Origin of the sequence: Rhodococcus sp. KBS0724 (assembly GCF_005938745.2) — a bacterium.
In the GTDB taxonomy this organism is placed as follows: Bacteria; Actinomycetota; Actinomycetes; order Mycobacteriales; family Mycobacteriaceae; genus Rhodococcus_F.
Genome location: NZ_VCBX02000002.1, coordinates 321,892 through 340,120, shown reverse-complemented (window position 1 = coordinate 340,120; position 18,229 = coordinate 321,892). Strand labels below are relative to the sequence as shown.

16 protein-coding genes and 1 pseudogene are annotated in these 18,229 nt (G+C 60.0%); 10 read left to right on the top strand and 7 right to left on the bottom strand.

The window, feature by feature from the left end; all coding sequences use genetic code 11:
• Nucleotides 1–60 precede the first annotated feature (60 nt).
• The 7 genes and pseudogenes from FFI94_RS32460 to FFI94_RS33940 form a co-directional block, all read right to left on the bottom strand.
• Nucleotides 61–498: a nuclear transport factor 2 family protein gene (locus FFI94_RS32460; protein WP_185993493.1), complete on the bottom strand. Its 438-nt coding sequence runs from the start codon at nt 496–498 to the stop codon at nt 61–63.
• Nucleotides 499–715: 217 nt separating this feature from the next.
• Nucleotides 716–1,756: an NAD(P)/FAD-dependent oxidoreductase gene (locus FFI94_RS32455; protein ID WP_185993492.1), complete on the bottom strand. Its 1,041-nt coding sequence runs from the start codon at nt 1,754–1,756 to the stop codon at nt 716–718.
• Nucleotides 1,757–2,374: 618 nt separating this feature from the next.
• Entirely contained in the window at nt 2,375–3,628 is a 1,254-nt protein-coding gene (locus tag FFI94_RS32450) for an IS256 family transposase (RefSeq protein WP_397495607.1), read from the bottom strand.
• 810 nt (nt 3,629–4,438) lie between these two features.
• Nucleotides 4,439–4,789 (bottom strand): DUF2568 domain-containing protein, encoded by a 351-nt coding sequence (locus tag FFI94_RS32445; protein ID WP_185993491.1) that lies wholly within the window; start codon nt 4,787–4,789, stop codon nt 4,439–4,441.
• 629 nt (nt 4,790–5,418) lie between these two features.
• Complete coding sequence (locus tag FFI94_RS33950; RefSeq protein WP_185993490.1) at nt 5,419–5,586, bottom strand: hypothetical protein; 168 nt, start codon at nt 5,584–5,586, stop codon at nt 5,419–5,421.
• A gap of 420 nt (nt 5,587–6,006) precedes the next feature.
• Nucleotides 6,007–6,534, bottom strand: a complete 528-nt coding sequence (locus tag FFI94_RS33945) for a group II intron maturase-specific domain-containing protein (protein WP_185993489.1) — start codon at nt 6,532–6,534, stop codon at nt 6,007–6,009.
• Nucleotides 6,534–7,103, bottom strand: a pseudogene (locus tag FFI94_RS33940) (reverse transcriptase domain-containing protein); the annotation flags it as partial. The pseudogene FFI94_RS33940 and the gene FFI94_RS33945, both read right to left, overlap by 1 nt.
• A 1,152-nt stretch (nt 7,104–8,255) precedes the next feature.
• On the opposite strand from FFI94_RS33940, the gene FFI94_RS32430 reads away from it, so the two are divergent.
• The 10 genes from FFI94_RS32430 to FFI94_RS32385 all read left to right on the top strand — a co-directional run bounded on the left by FFI94_RS32430 (nt 8,256) and on the right by FFI94_RS32385 (nt 18,204).
• On the top strand, nt 8,256–9,137 hold the full coding sequence (locus FFI94_RS32430; RefSeq protein WP_138873971.1) for an urea carboxylase-associated family protein: 882 nt from the start codon (nt 8,256–8,258) through the stop codon (nt 9,135–9,137).
• A 165-nt stretch (nt 9,138–9,302) separates the two neighbouring features.
• Nucleotides 9,303–10,472: an acetyl-CoA acetyltransferase gene (locus tag FFI94_RS32425; RefSeq protein ID WP_138873970.1), complete on the top strand. Its 1,170-nt coding sequence runs from the start codon at nt 9,303–9,305 to the stop codon at nt 10,470–10,472.
• Nucleotides 10,472–10,864, top strand: a complete 393-nt coding sequence (locus tag FFI94_RS32420; protein WP_138873969.1) for a Zn-ribbon domain-containing OB-fold protein — start codon at nt 10,472–10,474, stop codon at nt 10,862–10,864. Before FFI94_RS32425 ends, FFI94_RS32420 begins: the two co-directional genes overlap by 1 nt.
• The gene (locus tag FFI94_RS32415) at nt 10,861–11,316 is read left to right on the top strand and encodes a MaoC/PaaZ C-terminal domain-containing protein (RefSeq protein WP_138873968.1); all 456 of its coding nucleotides are present in this window, start codon (nt 10,861–10,863) and stop codon (nt 11,314–11,316) included. The genes FFI94_RS32420 and FFI94_RS32415 overlap by 4 nt, the downstream gene beginning before the upstream one ends.
• Nucleotides 11,313–12,056: an SDR family NAD(P)-dependent oxidoreductase gene (locus tag FFI94_RS32410; protein WP_138873967.1), complete on the top strand. Its 744-nt coding sequence runs from the start codon at nt 11,313–11,315 to the stop codon at nt 12,054–12,056. Before FFI94_RS32415 ends, FFI94_RS32410 begins: the two co-directional genes overlap by 4 nt.
• Nucleotides 12,049–14,097, top strand: coding sequence for an acetate--CoA ligase family protein (locus FFI94_RS32405; protein ID WP_138873966.1), 2,049 nt, complete (start codon nt 12,049–12,051; stop codon nt 14,095–14,097). The genes FFI94_RS32410 and FFI94_RS32405 overlap by 8 nt, the downstream gene beginning before the upstream one ends.
• Nucleotides 14,098–14,132: 35 nt before the next feature.
• Entirely contained in the window at nt 14,133–14,813 is a 681-nt protein-coding gene (locus tag FFI94_RS32400) for a GntR family transcriptional regulator (RefSeq protein ID WP_185993488.1), read from the top strand.
• 531 nt (nt 14,814–15,344) lie between these two features.
• Nucleotides 15,345–15,746, top strand: coding sequence for a hypothetical protein (locus FFI94_RS32395; protein WP_138874110.1), 402 nt, complete (start codon nt 15,345–15,347; stop codon nt 15,744–15,746).
• A 719-nt stretch (nt 15,747–16,465) separates the two neighbouring features.
• Complete coding sequence (locus tag FFI94_RS32390; RefSeq protein ID WP_138873964.1) at nt 16,466–17,437, top strand: amino acid ABC transporter permease; 972 nt, start codon at nt 16,466–16,468, stop codon at nt 17,435–17,437.
• On the top strand, nt 17,434–18,204 hold the full coding sequence (locus tag FFI94_RS32385) for an amino acid ABC transporter ATP-binding protein (RefSeq protein WP_138873963.1): 771 nt from the start codon (nt 17,434–17,436) through the stop codon (nt 18,202–18,204). Before FFI94_RS32390 ends, FFI94_RS32385 begins: the two co-directional genes overlap by 4 nt.
• Nucleotides 18,205–18,229 lie beyond the last annotated feature (25 nt).

Sequence of the window (18,229 nt, the reverse complement as noted above, 5' to 3'; positions counted from 1 at the left end):
TCGTCACGGCGTCGGTCGTTGACCTCACGCAAGTGCTGGTCGTAGTCGGTTGCAACTGGGTCATCGATCTGACGCAGCCGCGTAGATTTGGGCAGTCGTGTGTGCCATATCCACGTACTCCCACACTCTGACGACCCAGCCATCGATCGCCTCCAGCCAGAGACTGTATTCGTTCTCGTAGAACCCACCAGTGGAGAATTCACCACTCATCTTGAAGCGAACCGCTCCGATATTTCCGTCGGTAATCGCATGGTGCACTTCGACAGTCATCTTATTCGGGTCGTACAGGTCACCGAACACACGATGCAAATTAGCGAGCACTTCACCTCGGCCGGATGTGAAGCTTTCCATCACCTGAGCGGGGATCGACGGGGTGATCCACCATGTCACATCTGGTGCCAAATTCTCGATCATTCGCTCAGGATGTCCGGCCGCTTGCACAATCCGGGTCGCAAGCTCTGAGGGTGAGAGTGCTGCGCCCATTGACGATGTACTCATCAGATTCCTATCCATTACCTCGGCAATGCATTCTGCCGAATCGGGTTGCAGTTGGTATATGTAGAAGGTCTACACGTCGATTTTTTCCGGATGCTGTTTCTTGGGTTTGGCCCAGTGATAGGTTCCCGCTCGACGGCGCTCCCACGACAGAATCATGCGGGCGTATCGATTGTTCAAATCATTGATCAACGCACCGGTCTTACCCTTGACGGTGAAATCACGTGGCGAATCGTCGCTGTTGGTCGATTGAATCAGTCCGTCTGCAGGCCCCAAACTCAAACTCAAAACGAGGTAGCGCAAAGGGCTTGGGTTCAACACCTTTCAAGTCAGCAATGACGGTTTGGGCGGCATGCGCTCCCTGCGGTGCAGCAGTTGCACATGCCATACGTAGGGTCCTGCCTACCGATCCAGTGACGACCGCTCCATCGCCTGCACCGAGAATTCGCGGATGCGCTGTCGAGCGCATACTGGCGTCGACGAGCAATCGACCGGACTTGTCGACGGCCAGTCCGCTATCACGCGCCAAACCAGGTACAGCAAAGGACGCGGCCCACACCACAACATTGCCTACGACATGTTCGCCACTGCCGGTGATAATTCCGCCGGATATGACTTCTGCGACGGACACATTTTCGATCACGTCGACATTGCGCATCGCTCGAGCATTCCTGATGTAGGAGCGTGCCTTCTCCGACACGGTAGGTGCCAGCACCGAAGACGTGATCATTTTCAGACTCAGATCTGGGCGTGCGACAGCGAGTTCCGAGACCATTTCGATCGCCGTGGACCCGCCACCGACGACAATGACGCTGTCACCCGCAACGCACTCGGCGAGTGCGTCCCTCAGTTTGTGAGCCTGTTCAAGGCTAGACAAGTCGAGCGCAAACTCACGGGTACCCGGCACCGGATCGAGCACGGCACCGCTGCCAATCGCATAGATCATGTCGTCGTACTGCAGAGTCCACTGTTGCCCCGAAGATGAATCGACACCGTCAATTTCGCTACGGTCGTGTCGAATCGTCGTCGCCGACCCAATGACCAGTCGGACAGAAGGATTGAGCAATTCGGTCAAACTGTGACGCGTCGCAGAATCGGAGTTCGCGCGGGCGGCCACTTCGTGGAGAAGGAGTCGCTCCACAAAATCATCGATCGGGTTGACAAGTGTGACCTCGACCTCATCTCGGAGGGTTCCCGCTAGTCGGTTGGCGCACATCACGCCGGCGTATCCACCGCCCAGAATTACCACTCTACGAATCATCTTGTTATTCATACTTATAGGACGATGTGGCCGCTTCGAATGTGACTTTTCGGCGTCCGCAGGCTCGCTCAATGACAAGTACGTGCCTGCGAGATCGTTCCGGCGGTGACATCTCAGTGCGCGTGCAGTCGGTAAGGCCCGACCGTGCATGCGAATTCGCCTGGTGCGACAACGTCTTCACCCGCGCCCACCTGTTTGCCACAGCGGGGCGTCCTCGTTGACGGGCGTATGCGAACATTCTTGCGTCGGTTACCGATGTCGAAGGCCTTCGACGTGATCCATCGGAGCAAGCCGCCCGCGTTGGTGTGACGAGCCGAGCGGCACGCAGGTGTTCGACGGATACAGCCACGCGATTCGTGCGAGGGTTCTCTACTCACCCGCGATCGTCTTCGCAGCAATTCCGGGGCGAGCGGGGACCTCCGGCATTCACGTGCCACCATCTTGCGAGTTGTCGAGATACTGAAATCTTCTGCCTCACAACCCGGTTGAGTCTCCTCAGATCAACAGGATGGCCACGAAAATGGCTGCTGCGCCCAAGATGTCGGCGACCGCGCAGAACGGTACGTACCACCGTGGTACCGTCCCCCGGTAGAGATATTGTCAAGACCTGTGGATCAGTCAGGCGACCTCCGCTCCGGTTGAACCTTCTTGTTCCGGTGTTGATTCCGGCGTGATGTCGGCGGGTCGTTCGAGTAGTTTGCCTTTGTGGAAGGCCGCGCCGGCCCGCACGAGCGCAACCAGATGTGGTGCGTTGACCGCACACCAACGCGCTTGTGCGGCGTCGATCAGCTTGTAGGCCATGGCGAGTCCGGCGGCACGGGATCCGGGTCCTTTGGTTACCTTGGTTCTCAATCGCACTGTGGCGAAGGTGGATTCGACGGGGTTTCTGGTGCGCAGATGCACCCAATGTTCGGCCGGATACTTGTAGAATTCGAGCAGTACATCCATGTCGTCGGTGATCTTGGCGACTGCTTTCGGGTACTTCGCGATGTAGTCGAGTTCAAAGGCCTTGATCGCCAGTTGCGCTTTGTCGATGTCCTCCGCCATATAGATGTCTTTCATCGCCGCGAGCGCGCCTGGGTGTGCAGATTTCGGCAGCGCGGCAAGAACATTGGATTGCGTGTGGAACCAGCACCGTTGTTCACGGGTTTCGGGGAACACCTCCCGCAATGCCTTCCAGAACCCCAAGGCTCCGTCGCCGACCGCCAGGACAGGAGCGGCCATGCCGCGCCGGCGACAACTGCGCAACAGATCCGCCCAAGACTCCGTCGACTCGCGGTAGCCGTCGGCGAGGGCGACGAGTTCCTTCCGTCCGTCCGCGCGGACACCGATCATCACCAACAGACACAGCTTCTCCTGCTCGAGCCTCACCTTGAGGTGGATCCCGTCGACCCGCAGGTACACGAAGTCGGTTCCGGAGAGGTCCCGATCCTGGAAAATCTTGGCTTCGTCTTGCCACTGAGTCGTCAGCCGGGTGATCGAGGCCGGTGAGAGTCCTGCGCCGGTTCCGAGGAATTGCTCCAATGCAGGCCCGAAGTCGCTGGTCGAGAGGCCGTGGAGATAGAGCAGTGGCAGGACCTCGTTCATCTGCGGGGACTTGCGCACCCAGGCCGGCAGAATCGCCGACGAAAACCGTTGACGTTCACCTGTTTCCGGTTCGAGACGCTTGTCGTTGACCCGGGGAGCTTTCACGTTGACCGCGCCGGCGGCGGTCAGGACGTCGCGTTCTGTGTGGTATCCGTTGCGGACCACCAGGCGGCGACCGTTCTCATCGAGGTGGTCGGCGAACTGTTCGATGTAGGCGGCAACCTCCGCGTGCAGTGCTGCGGCAAGCATTTTCCGGGCGCCGTCGCGGACGATCTCGTCGAGCAGCGACCGCCCGCTGTCGTCTGTTGGACTGGCCGTTCTCGTGTACTACCGTGAGCACGGGCGTACCTTCCCGCCAGCGTTGGCGCGCTGGTCTTGATCAGAATTTTCGATTCCTTGCAGATCATCTTCCGGGAAGGTACGCTTTCACGTGATCCACAAGTTCTGATCATTTCTCTCGGGCACCGTCAGGAACGGCTTGGCGTAATTGCTCTCCGGAGCTGTCACACTCAACTTCCTGATCCACCGGCTCTAAGGGCTGGGAATAGAGAACAGACCCGCGTCTCGTCGCGAGAAGCGGGCCTGTCGTGTTGACACAAGCCTAGCCATCGGCGGAATGCCCGTCAACCAGTGAATGAGCCTCATCTACAGTGCCCGCGAACACCCTCATCGAAAGCGGCATTTTGATCACCGCTCCAGACGAGCGGCCGAACCGCCGCAGTAGCAGGCCAGGGCCATCGGCCATCCAAGTCATCAGCCCGCATCCACCTCGAAGTATTCACCGACGCCGCGCAACGCCGCCGGCCCCGCCCGCGACGTCGCTCTTACACAAATTATCTGACACCCTCCAAACGACGCCAACGAATTCGTACTCGTCATATCCTTCGAAACCCATTGAACAGAAAACGGATTCGACAATCTCCCAACCCATGAAAGCATGATGCACCAGACAAGCACGTAGAAGACCAACCGACCCACCAACACCCGAAGTTTGACCACGCCCGATCCACCCACCACACACCCCTCAAACCCCGGCACCGACCTTCGCGATCACCGTGCCCCGCATGCCACTTCCCCGACCACCATCGCCAAGGCTCAACCCACCGCCTCACGGATCACCGGAACGAGCGCAAAACCATTGATCAACACCACCGCGCCCGTAAACGTAAGTGCGCGCACCCGACCGAACAACGCCCATACTGCCGCTGCCGCCACCGCGAAAACAACAACCTTGACCACGCCTGTAACCCACGGATTATCGACTGGGTTTTCAGGCGAGGCGAAGACCGCCCACACCACCATGACTGCCACAACGACAACAGCAGTCGACACCACGCGACGACGTATGCTGCCACTCTGCGACCAGACGTAAGTGCCGATCGCCACAAGCGTTACAAGCTCGAGAAGGAAGAGAAGGACATATATGGACCATGCGAGGATCAACACATCGGCACCGTACCGCACAAAAGTGAGCAGTGCTCTCGACACTCCGGCCAGAAATCACACAGCGAGCACAAGCGATCACACCCACTGGTCCGTCGCCGAGCCAGAACGAACAAAAAGCGCGTTGAACTGGCAATAACATGAAGACGGTACGGGAATGATATTTCTCGTCGGTCACCGCACATTCAATCGCGGGGTGACACGCGTGAGCCCGCCACCGGCGACAGTAACGGGCGACCGTTGTGCCCGAACTGCCTGATCACTGATCCGGACAACCTTGAAACCTGCATTAACTGCGGGCGCCGCCGTGCTGTCTGCACCCGAACACCCCAGTGCCCGCTCTGCGGGAGCTGTCCAACACGGTTGCCGGCAATACGCAGTATTTGCAGACAGGAAACACCCTGCGGCACATCGCGAATCACGGGACTTCCGTGGTGTCACGACTGCCAGCGCAGGTTGGCCGCGTGCTCGGTCTACAGCCGTGATGATGCCATCGTTTCCGGCACCACAGAGCGTCCGCTCTGCGCCGACTGCAGCGATCCCGACCACCCACACCCGGCGAATGCGCACGGCGCCTGATCGACAAGCGCCTCGACGAGGTACCGGGTCCCACAGGCCCTCTCGTTCCGGGCCTACAAGCGCTGCGCCGCAACGTCGCCACCACCGAGCACCACATCACCGCGACGCGCTCGCTGACCAAGAAATCTGTCGCCACGGTCTTGCCGGACCTCACCGGCGGGCGAGTACCGCTCGCGCACGAGGCCCTCGACGAGCTGTCTGCCAGCCCAGCCTCGGCCCATCTACGGCACCCCCTCGTCTCGCGTCTGCCGTTATCGCCTGAAAATGAGACGAAGACCCGCGAATACACACCACTTGAGACAAGGGCGGCTTCACAAGCTGAGACAGATGAATACTCCTCAGCGGCTGACGTATTCAAAACTGATCGCTGAGTAGGCCCGGGGCGCGGTGACAGGATTGCTCCCACCCCGTTTCCCCGGACCTCTCGCCGAACCCGCCGTGCACCTATCGACGCAACGGGCTCTCCACGGTCTCTGCCGTCAGGCTGTCCGCAGGGTCGTCCATCGGTTGGGGATCGTGTTGCCGCGCCATCGATAACGGGTGACCGCCACGCTGGCCATGTCGAACAACACCGTCCCGTCCGCCGCCGTGATAGGCAACCACCGCCCATCACCGGTGGTGTATCGGCGGCGAATATCGTTTCACCCCCAGCGATGCCGGGTTTGCAGCATCCGAATCACCCGCTGCCACACAACGTGTTGCAGCGCGGTGAAGCGACCCTTCGCCACGGCATGCTTGAAGTAGTTGGACCAGCCGCGCAGAATCTGATTGAGCCACACGATCACGTACTCCAAACTCAGCTGCGACTGCCGATTGGTCAGGGCACGGACTTTCACCTTCAACGACCGGATGGGCCGGTCACCGATGAAGGTGTAGACGAACCACTTGTCCGAGCCTCGCTTGCGACGCCACCGGATGTGGAATCCCAAGAAGTCGACCCCGTCGCTGAGGTTTCGCACCTGGGTTTTCTCCGGAGAGAGCCGCAGACCCATCGGTGCGAGGACCTCGCCGACCTGTTCCCGCATCGCCTTCGTGTCGTCTTCGGTTCCGCGGACGAGGACGACAAAGTCGGCGTAGCGGACCAGCCGCCACGTCGGTGACCCTTTTCGGCGACGATATGCCCGCTTGCCCTCGGTGGACATCGTGCCGCCCGGCTTCCACGTCGCCATCACGTGCTCGTCGAGCACACGGGCGCGATGTTGGCCAACAACGGCGACAGAATGCCGCCCTGAGGCGTGCCGGTCGTGGTGTCCCGTCGATCGCCGAGTTCGGTGAGAACCCCGGCCTTCAGGAACGCTTTGACCAGCGCCAGGACCCGCTTGTCCTTGATCCGCAACCGGACACGATCCATCAAGGCGACGTGCTCGATCCGATCGAAACACGCCTCGATGTCCGCATCCAGCACCCAGCGATAACCGTGGGTGCCGTAGTAGTGAATCTCGGCTATCGCGTCCTGCGCCCGCCGGTGGGGCCGGAACCCGTAAGAGACCGGCTCGAAGTCGGCCTCGAAGATCGGTTCCAGCACCAACTTGAGCGCGGCCTGAACGACCCGGTCCGCCACCGTCGGTATCGAAGAGACGGCGCACCTTCCCCGACCCCGCCCGGCTTCGGAATCATTCTCTCCCGCACCGGTAACGGCCAAAACGAACCATCCTTCAAGCTGGCGCGTAGGTCGTTCTTCAAACCCCGGAATCCCGACGTGTTCCTCGACGTCGACGACAGTCATACCGTCGACGCCAGGAGTCATTGCTCCGCGATTGCCCGCGACCCGGTCGAACGCCACGATCAGCGTCGCCGGGTCGTGCACAAGGTTGAACAGGTCGTCGAACCGGCGGCCAGGCTCGGCCGCCGCCCAACAGTGAAGCTTGGCCTGCATCTGAAGATACCCGCCGAGAAGGTCCCGCAGGGACCGACTCGGACGTGGCGTCACCGTTCGGTGGCGCATCTTTCGGCATTACAGTCTCCGCCCTTCTCAAAACCGCTGCCGCCCTTCGCCATGTGGCCGGCTTTCCCGGCCTCGGACTACTACAGCGACTCCGCCCCACCCGACACGTTCGACGGTCGATGCGTCTATCCCGGCCCGGCGAGCTGGCTGCCCGCCAAGTCGGGAGCCGTGACAGGCGGTTCCCGTGTTCACTGTGATTCGCTCGACGAAGTAGGAGTCCAGCTGTGTCCCTGCGGCATCGCTCACGAGTACGCCGTAGACCTTCCTCGTGGCCTCCAGCTCGGCTTCCATAAACCAACCCAGAAGTTCCCCACCAATCTCGGTGGGTGCGCACCGCATCCTGCCCCGATCCGCCAGGTTCAAGCAAGCGGCCCATTGAGGGACGTAATGACGCTGGTTCCTCGCGTACTCCTCTCCATCTCGCTTGCCGGACCCGCACCATCTGGCAGTACTAGCCACGTCCCGGCGTTGTCAGGGCTGCTCCTACCCTCCCCGGCACCACCCGGATCAGGCTGCCCTCGGCTCCACCGACCTGCTACGACAGGTCAGCGGCGAAGGTCTCTCACCTCCACTCGAATCACAGCGCCTCACGGCGCAAACGGAAATTAGGCCAGAACCAGTTTTCAACCGTCGGCAACACGAAATTCCAACTACTCCAGCATAATTCGGCGATCCGTAAGCGCCTCCGACGAATACAAGCGGCGAAATAAATTTTTCGCCATGAGAATATCCAAATGTGCTTATACTCAACAACATTAATAATTGCGAGAGATGCCCTCGTACTGCACACGGGGATGCCAACAATTCCGATCCGCCGCAGGCAGACTCCGCCGAGTCCGCCTGCGGTGACCACCGCCCAAATTTCGAAGAAACAATCCTCAGCTCGATTACAAAATCGTAGAGTTGTTATACAATCTTTAAGGTTGCCACAGAAGGAGAGCTCATATGGAAAAGACCCGGATTCACCCCACACCGTCGTATGTCGCAGATGGGATCGACTCTCCGTTGACAGTCGATCCGAAGATCTACGGTCCCATAGGACTCGATCTATCGGCCAGACAGGAACGCGAAAATTTCGTGATTCCGGTGCGCAGCGGGGCGGCATTCGTAGCGCCCGCGGGATCAGTCATCCGATTCACTACACACGAAGGACCACAGGTTCTCGACGTCAACCTGTGGAGCCTCCATAATCCCCGAGAACGATTCTGGGCCGCACGGACTCGACAATTCTACGGAGCGCATGTCGGTGTCGGTGCCCGGCTTTGGTCGAACCTTCCGTATCTGCGCCCATTGGCCACAGTTGTCGCAGATACGCTGAACTACGGGCTCGACGACGATGGCGCTGGATGTCACGATCTACTCGGAACCCGGTGCGATCCGTACGTCAGCACCGTCCTCTCGGACAGCTCCTACGATTTCCACTGCCACTCCAACCTCACTCGGGCAGTGGCTCCATACGGTCTTACCGAGCTCGATGTCCACGACGTGATCAACGTCTTCCAGGTAACCGGGCTCATGCACGACGACGAGCGTTACTACATGAAGGCATGCCCGGCTCAGCCAGGAGACTACTTCGAACTCCTCGCCGAAACCGATCTGCTCGTCGCAGCTTCGACCTGCCCCGGCGGTGACCTCAGCGTGCCGTTATGGGGCCCCGACGCCGGCGCCGAACCGATCTGCAACCCCATCCGCGTTGAGGTCTTCGACCTCGCCCCTTCTCTCCTCGAACAATGGACCGCATCCACACCAGCCGCTTACCACGGAGCATCTGGTGGTCGACACGGGTTCATCGAGCCAGCGATCCGACCGGGACTGGCTCACAAGTAGCCGAACTCCCACCGATATTTGAATGCTCGCCACGTGTGATTACGACTACCAAATTTTGGAGTTTCAGCACTACAACACAGATATTGCCCGATCATGCCTCCCTAGACACGGCGCGGTCCCACCACCTATAATTGTCCCATTGTTGCGCAATTTGAGAGGATACCGATGGCTACATCACTAAGCGGTAAGGCCGCCATTGTCGGCGCCTACGAAAGCCCACGACGCAAAGCCGATGGCGTCCACCCGTTCGAAATCCAGGCCGAGGTCGTCACAGCTGCACTGCACGACGCCGGTCTCGAACTCTCCGACGTGGACGGATTCTGCACCACCGCAGGCGATGTCGCCGAAGGCGGCGCCGTCGAAAACATCATCGAGGTCGCCGAATATATCGGTATCCAGCCGACGTACTTCGACTCCACCGACATTGGTGGTTGCTCGTACATCGCGCAAGCCGGACGCGCCGCCGCAGCTATCGCCGCAGGCCTCGCCGAGGTCGTCGTCGTCTCCCACGCTGCGTGTCCGCGGTGGTGGCCACTGCCGATTCCCGACCTCAACACCCTGAGCTATCCACTCGGCCCCGGGGAATTCGAAGTTCCCTACGCTGGATCGGTGGTCAGCAACTACGCGATGATCGCCCGACGTCACATGCACGAATTCGGCACCACACCAGAACAACTCGCCCAGATTGCAGTGACGTGCCGCGAGAACGCGGCAAACAACCCAGATGCCCGCTTCCGCAGCCCCTTGAGCGTGGAGGACGTCCTGACCTCACGCTCCATCGCCGATCCGCTGCACAAGTTCGACTGCTGTGTCGTCACCGACAGCGGTGGCGCTGTGGTCATCACCAGCGCCGAGCGCGCTAAAGACCTCAAGACCAAACCGGTGCCCATCCTCGGTTTCGGATCCGCCATCTCACGGATCCACATGAACCGCATGGACCCGGTCACGCTCACTCCCGCCGCCATCTCCGGCCCACGTGCGATGAGCATGGCTGGCATCACGCCCGCCGATGTCGACGTAGCTCAGCTCTATGATGCCTTCACCATCACCGTCCTGCTGGCGTTGGAAGATCTGGGATTCTGTGCGAAGGGTGAAGGCGGCGAATTCGTTGCCTCAGGCGCCATTTCGGCCGGAGGATCGCTGCCCATCAACACCGACGGCGGCGGTTTGTCGTCGAACCACACAGGTAAGCGAGGGATTTTCGCGATGATCGAAGGAGTACGCCAAATGCGTGGCGAAGGACCCGGTGTGCAGATCGACAACCCGGAAATTTCACTCGTTCACGGCTGGGGCGGAACATTCTCGTCCGCTGCAACACTGGTATTGGGGGCCTGATGATTCACGTAGACGCCAAACGTCCTCAGCCGCACGTCATCCCCTCGACCGCACCGTACTGGGCGGCGGCAGCGGAAGACCGACTCGAACTGCCCCGCCGAGGCGGTACCGCCTGGGAGCCGTACCCGAGACCGGGCACCGGAGCGGACTATGACTGGGCTGAGACCTCGACCACCGGCACCGTGTACACCTTCTCGATCATGCAATTCTCACCCTACGACGATCTGCCAGCGCCATTCGTCGTCGGTTTGGTCCAGCTTGACGACGGCCCGCGAGTGATGACCAACATCGTTGAGATCGAACCGAACGAAGTCACCATCGGTATGAAGGTCGAATTCACGTTCATCGATCTGGGAGACAACCGCCTACCGGTCTTCAGGCCCGCGACATGAGCCGGACCATCTACTTCGACGACATAGTTGTCGGACTGGAATTCGAATCGGCTGCACGCACGATCGGTGAGGCTGACATCATCACCTTCGCCGGGCTCAGCGGAGACTTCAACGCGCTGCATACCGATGCCGAGTTCGCTGCCACAACGCACTTCGGTCAACGGGTCGCCCATGGGATGCTCATCGCGTCGATCTCCACCGGTCTGCGGTCCGACCTGGACGATTTCGCGATGCTGGCCTTCCTCAACACCAATCGTTCGTTCTCAAAGCCGGTGTTCATCGGTGACACTGTCCGAATCAGATACCGAGTCAACAGCACCGAGCCATCCACTTCAGGCGCGTCGCGCGGGGTGGTACGCCTCGGGCTCGACGTCGTCAAACAAGACGGCACCATCACTCAGACCGGTGAGGACACGATCCTCGTCGCAACACGTCCCAAGGAGAACCCGTGAGCGAGATTCAGCAAGTAGCCGTCATCACCGGAGCCGGCAGCGGAATCGGTGAAGCAACGGCCAAGCGATTCGCCAAGTCCGGACACGCAGTACTTGTAGTCGATATCAATGCCGATGCAGCATCTCGCGTCGCCACCGAAATTACTGACGCCGGCGGCACCGCCGACTTCACCGCATTCGACGTCCGTTCCGCAGCTGGCTGGAAGGAAGCAGTCGAAAAAGCAGTCTCCGCATGGGGACGCGTCGACGTGCTCTACAACAACGCCGGTATCTTCCAGGACTCTCGTGTGTCGAAGATGACCGAAGAGCAGTGGGACGCGGTCGTCGACATCTCGCTCAAGGGCGCGTTCCTGGGCGCCCGGGAGGTCTTCCCAATCATGTCCGATCAGAAGTTCGGACGCTTGATCGCCACATCGTCGACTGCACTGCAAGGAATCTTCGGACAGGCCAACTACTCCGCAGCCAAGGGCGGACTGGTCAGCATGACCAAGTCTCTCGCGCTCGAAGGCGCCCGTTACGGCATCACTGCCAACGCCGTGGCACCAGGGAGCATCAACACTCCACTGATGCTGTCGATGTCCGAAGAGCACCTCGAAAAGTACAAGGCAGAGATCCCGATGCAGCGCTTCGGTGATCCCGACGAAGTAGCGGCCGTGGTCGAGTTCCTGTCGAGCAGGGAAGCTGCCTACGTCACCGGCCAGCTCATCTACGTCTGTGGGGGGGCGAGTTTCGGTGGGTAGTGCAACGCGCGACGACGCCATCAATTGCCTGTTCCAACCGCGTTCCGTCGCAATCGTCGGTGCATCGAGTGATCCCAGTAAATGGGGATACATGCTCGCCAAAAGCGCCTTGACGGGCGTTCACCGTCGAACGGTGTCGTTCGTCAACCGCTCGGGGTCCGATATCCTCGGCCATCCCTCGGTTGCCAGAGTTACCGACATCGCTGACGTGCCAGACCTCGCAGTGGTGGCGGTTCCCGAGCGAATCTTCGAGCAGACAATCGACGATGTTCTCGCTATCGGAACGCGCGCAATTGTGGCCGTTACAGCCGGTTTCGGCGAACTCGGTGACGAAGGACGTCAACGCCAAGAGGCATTCGTCCAGAAGGTGCGCGACCACGATGGTGTGCTGCTCGGGCCGAACTGCAACGGGACATTCGACGCCGCGGCCGAATTCAGCTCGATGGCCTGGGCACAGCCGGCCGGGGGCAGCATCGGAATCATCTCCCAGAGCGGTTCGGTCATCCTCGATCTGGCAGTGCGCCTCGAGCGTGTTGGCCTCGGTATAAGCCGAGCGGCGTCACTGGGCAATCAGGCTGACGTGAACCTCGGAGACTTGGTCCGCAACTGCGCCAAGGACGAAGCCACCAGAGCGATGGTCGTCTACATCGAAGATGCCATCGACGGGCGAAGTCTGTTCCGTGAAATCGCTGCTGCGACAGCCGCAGGCACCCCGGTCATCGTCCTCACCCCCGATTCGCACGAGGCCGTAAACCGCGCCGCCATGTCTCACACCGGCGCTCTCATGAGTTCGCAAGACGTGATCGAGGAGGCAACCAGGAAAGCTGGAGCCCTTCGCGTTTCGTCGTTCGCCGAGACCGTGCACATGGTGCAAGCAGTTCTGAGCCCCGTACGCGCACCCGGGTACCGTACCGCGATTGTCGCCGACGGTGGCGGATTCGGGGTATTGGGCGCCAGCGCTGCAGCACAGGCAGGACTCGACGTGCCCTCCTTGCCGCCCTACACCCAAGATATTCTCGCCAAACAACTCATGCCCGGCGCCGGTGTGACCAATCCGGTCGATCTGGTCGGCATCATGGACGTACGCGATGTGCCGTCGATGCTGTCCAACATCCTCGACGGAGACGGAGTCGACGGGGCTTTGGTCAACATCGCTGCATTCGTGCACGACACACCAGAACTCGAGCAACAAGTCGGCAGAGAACTCGCTGACGTCGCCATTCACAGCGGCAAACCGATCGTGCTCTCGGTCACCGACTCGACACTGCCGGGCCCGAAAGCTGCTGCCGAAGCCGGCGTTCCCGTCTACCAAGACATGCAGCCCGCCGCTCTCGCGCTTGCTGCACTAGCGCAGCTGCACCGCGTCCAGCCGGCGGGCCCGCCTGAGATACCGAGCGCGTCGAACCCGTTGGCTTTGGCACCCGAGGACTATCTTGGTGCTCGCGAAGCACTGGCGGCCGCCGGAGTGCCGTTCGCCCGAGTTCTGCACGCGGCAACACCTGAGGCCGCCGTCGAAGCAGCCGAGAGCCTAGGCTTCCCTGTCGTGGTCAAGGCCCTCGGACTGCTCCACAAGAGCGACGCAGGCGGCGTTGCACTCGGACTCGACTCAACCGACACCGTCAACGCAGCCGTCACACGGATGCACGATGCGCTCCACCCGACCGGATTCGCAGTGGAACAAATGGTCTCCATCAACGACTCGGTAGAACTGATCGTCGGCGCCCACCAAGATCCGCGTTTCGGACCGGTACTGCTCATCGGCCTCGGCGGGATCTACTCGGAGATACTGCGAGACACAGCACTGCTCCTCGCACCCACCACCGAAGACGCTGTCATCGAAAAGCTCCTGGGATTGCGTGGGGCCAGCCTCCTTCTCGGCGCACGCGGCAAGCCTGCGATTGATCTGCAGGCAATTGCGCAGAACGTGGTTCGTATCGGGCAGTTCATCGCCGAGCACCCCGAGATCCACGAACTCGATGTGAACCCTTTGTTGGCCGGGCCCTCTGAACTTGTGGCCCTCGACGCGAGGATAGTGATCTAGCGATGCAACCCGCGGCATGCAATAACCTGGATGGTGTGGTTAATTCTTCCGTTGCTACGGCGACACGTAAGCCGCGGGATCTTGGACGGCAATCGGCATCCGAACTTCTGGCGACAGAACTGAAAAACGAGATCCTCGACGGCAGCCTGCGTCCAGGACAGTCACTACGCGAGGTCGACCTGTGCGAACAGTTCAGCGTCGCACGAAACACCGTCCGAGAAGCCTTGCGGCTACTCACCAGAGACGGCCTCGCCACCCACGAAGTGCACCACAGTGTGACCGTACGGGTTTTCTCACCGTCCGAGGTACGCGACATCTTCCAGATCAGAGCCCTGATCGAAGAATCGGTCGCCCGCCGCGCCGGGGCACTGACCGCCGAGCAGATCGAACGGTTGGAAGGCGTACTCAGCGACAGCGAGCACGCCTTCCAACGCGGCGACAGCAAATCAGGTACCAACGGCAACCTCGCATTCCACCGCGAACTGGTCTCGCTGATCGGAAATCGCCGAATCGACAGCACATTCATGCAATTGCTGACCGAAACCCGACTCATCCACGCCAGCATGGAAGAACGCGCCGGCGGCCACTGGATCGAACGCAACCGCGAACTGCTCGGCAATCTCGTGGCCGGCCAAGACGATGCCTTCCGCGCCAACCTCGCCGAGTACATCGACGTCGCGCTGAAGGAAGCCACCGAATCGTTACCCCTCCCGTAACAACCCCGTTGCACGACGACGGCAGTCCGAACTGACGATCAAAACCGAAGACGGCCATCTCGTATATCGATATGGTCGTCTTCGGTTTTCAGTTCGCACAGACAACCACGCATACCGCGTCACCGAGGTCCAGCCCGCATAAACCCGAAGTACGCACCGTTGGATTGATCGCTGTCCTGTACATCGCGACAGGCTGCTCGAATGCGGCACGCAGGGGTAGTGCAAAGCAACAACGAACAAGATTTCAATCTGCATTGCAGTGATCAGAACACTGAGCGCACCAGGCATTCGCACCATCGGAGGAAATCTCGATGAGCAGCGAAAATGGTTGGCGCAAAACAAGACCCAATCGACCGAAGCCGCAATCGGCAATGTGCATGCCAAAGGCGAGCTGACCGCGCCGCGCGACGGGCAACGTCGCCGAGATGGACGCACTCGCCCACCACCGCTCGGTCAACTTCGGCCTCGCCGACAACTGTCCCGCAGCTGCCGACGGACACGTCTACCCCCACTCTGTCCGACTTCGTCGAGATGCTCGACGGCACCTCCTCGACGTTCGTCGCCGGCCCCGACGGTCGTCAAGACCGTCACCGGCAAGCGTCACTACAGAAGAACTCGGCGCCAATACCCATATGGAAAAGTCCACCGTCTCGCACCGGCTATTACGGCGCAGGCACCGTCGAATACCGCGTCGGTCACGACGATCTCGTGAGCTTCTCGACGCCTGCAGGTCGAATCCCGCAGTGTGATCGATCGCTAGTTCGATTCCATGTTCACAAGCTCAGCGTCATCGGCGCCGCCCGCACAGAAGCCCTCGCTCGTTCGTCTCGCATGCTGACCGAGTTCAAGGCCGAAGGCCTGGCGACGGTCATCCCATTCCACGCCGCGGCGGCTTTCAATCCCGCGTTCGTCAGCGACGACGAGTCCTTCTAAGTGCGGTTCCGCTGGATCGAGCCCGAACGGCGCAACAGGCATACTGCCCGATAATGCTCTGTCACAAGCACTTTCGATATCGAGCGAGCATCAAAGTAACGGTTGCTGGGCGGCAGAAGTCAGACTAGATCTCCCTGTGCGCGGATCCCAGCCTTCCTCAGAGATGGCCTGTCTCGGCAACAGGCGCCGGCGAATACGCGGCAGAAAAGGCACAGCACGTCCGCGAACGCGACCGTAATTCGACTTCAGTACTTGGATGGCTAAAACTGCGCTATCGATACTGCAGAGCCTCAGGGCACGGTGGGCAGCTATAGAACCTGAGGAGGATCCATACCTGTAGCCCCTCGATCGCGCGCTTACCCTGGTTTCGTTCGATGCCCGACCGTTCGTTTCGCATGGCGCATACGAGACAGGCGGAAAGCCTCGCACTCAGACCAGCACTGGCTGGCACCGGCCTGTGCTCACATGCCATCACTCACTCATGAAAGTTACGCGGTTTTTACAATAAATTCCGTTATTTAGCACACATTTTTGCGCAGTTGTTCTACAATTTCAGAGTTAGGTAGTGCACATCCCCTCGCGGACTGGTCACTTCATCGTTCAACACCGGGAGCAGTCGTGGCACACGAGGGAACCCACCGAACCCGCAACCATCGCGCCCGTCACCATCAACGCCCGCAGCGTCACTGTCATGTACACGCCGCAATCGGAGACTGATCATGAAACATCAACTAGCCACCCTCCCGCCGGACACCTCCGGGGAGCATGATGCCCGCAGTCTGAGCGACTCGGAAGTGTCTGCGCTGACAGTCACTCCGCGACGACACTACGGACGCTGGGCAATCGGCATTCTGCTACTTGCCGTCACTGCAGCATTACTTCGCAGCCTGCTCAACAACGAGAACATCGACAAGGCAGTCATTGTCGACTACCTGTTCAGTTCGGAGATTCTCCAAGGTCTCGAAAACACGCTGATCATCACCGTGCTGGCGATGTCGATTGCGATGGTCCTCGGAACTGTTGTCGCAGCCATGCGGACTTCGAGCAATCCCCTGGCTCGATGGTTGGCTTGGGCATTCGCATTTGCTTTCCGCAGCACACCGGTTCTGGTTCAGTTGTTCTTCTGGTTCAACCTCGCTCTGATATTCCCGGAGATCACGTTGGGTATCCCGGGGACCAACTTCAATCTGGGCCAATGGGATACCAACGTGATCATGACGCCCCTCGTTGCGGCGGTGATCGGTCTCGGATTGTCCGAAAGTGCCTACTATTCGGAGGTAGTGCGAAGTGGGTTGATCAGCGTCGACCCCGGTCAGCGGGAAGCCGCTCAGGCGATCGGGATGTCCGGTTTGCAAACCTTCCGGAAAATCGTTCTACCGCAAACAATCCGAGTTATCCTGCCGCCTACCGGGAACCAACTCATTGCCATGCTCAAGTATTCGTCATTGGCATCGGTGATCGGCTTCACCGATCTCGCCGGTACCGCAGCGCAAATCTATTCCGTCAATCTCAAGAACGTCGAACTACTGATCGTCATCAGCTTCTGGTACTTCGTTGCGACGAGCATCCTGTCGATCGGTCAATACGTGCTGGAACGCCGATATGGCAAGGGATACGGAAGTTCGGTTCAAGCCCCGAGCTTCGGCTCCCGTCTATGGTCGAATCTCAAGTTCAGGAGTAGCCACTCATGAGTTCTGCAACCCCACTGATGATCGGCCGCAAGGTCGAGAAGAGTTTTGGCACAGTCAAGGTCCTGCGCAGTGTCGACATAGAGGTTCACCGCGGTGAAGTGGTCTGCTTGCTGGGTCCATCCGGATCCGGGAAGAGCACGCTACTGCGCTGCATCAATCACCTGGAGACCATAGACGGGGGGCTGCTCGAGGTAGACGGGCATTTCATCGGATACCGACGTGAGGGCTCTCATCTGCACGAATTGTCGAACAAGATGACAGCTCAACAGCGTGCTGGTATCGGCATGGTCTTCCAGCGCTTCAATCTGTTTCCCCACATGACCGCTCTGGAAAACGTTGCGTTGGGGCCCAAAGTTGTTCTGGGGCAGAAAACCTCCGAAGCGCGGCAACTCGCCGCCGAACTTCTCGACCGAGTCGGTCTAGGTCATAAGGTGGATGCATATCCCAGCCACCTCTCCGGCGGACAACAGCAGCGTGTGGCAATCGCTCGCGCTCTGGCCATGAAACCGAAGCTGATGCTCTTCGACGAGCCAACGTCCGCGCTCGATCCCGAACTCGTCGGTGAAGTCCTCGAGGTGATGAGAGATCTCGCTCGGTCCGGTATGACGATGATCGTAGTCACGCACGAGATGTCATTCGCACGCAGTGTCGCGGACCGCGTCGTCTTCATGGATGGTGGCTACATCGTCGAGGAAGGTTCTCCGGACCAGGTACTGGGTGCGCCGCAGCACGAACGCACGAAAGCTTTTCTGAATGCGGTCAATTGACCCGGATCGTCGGTACTCATTGTTC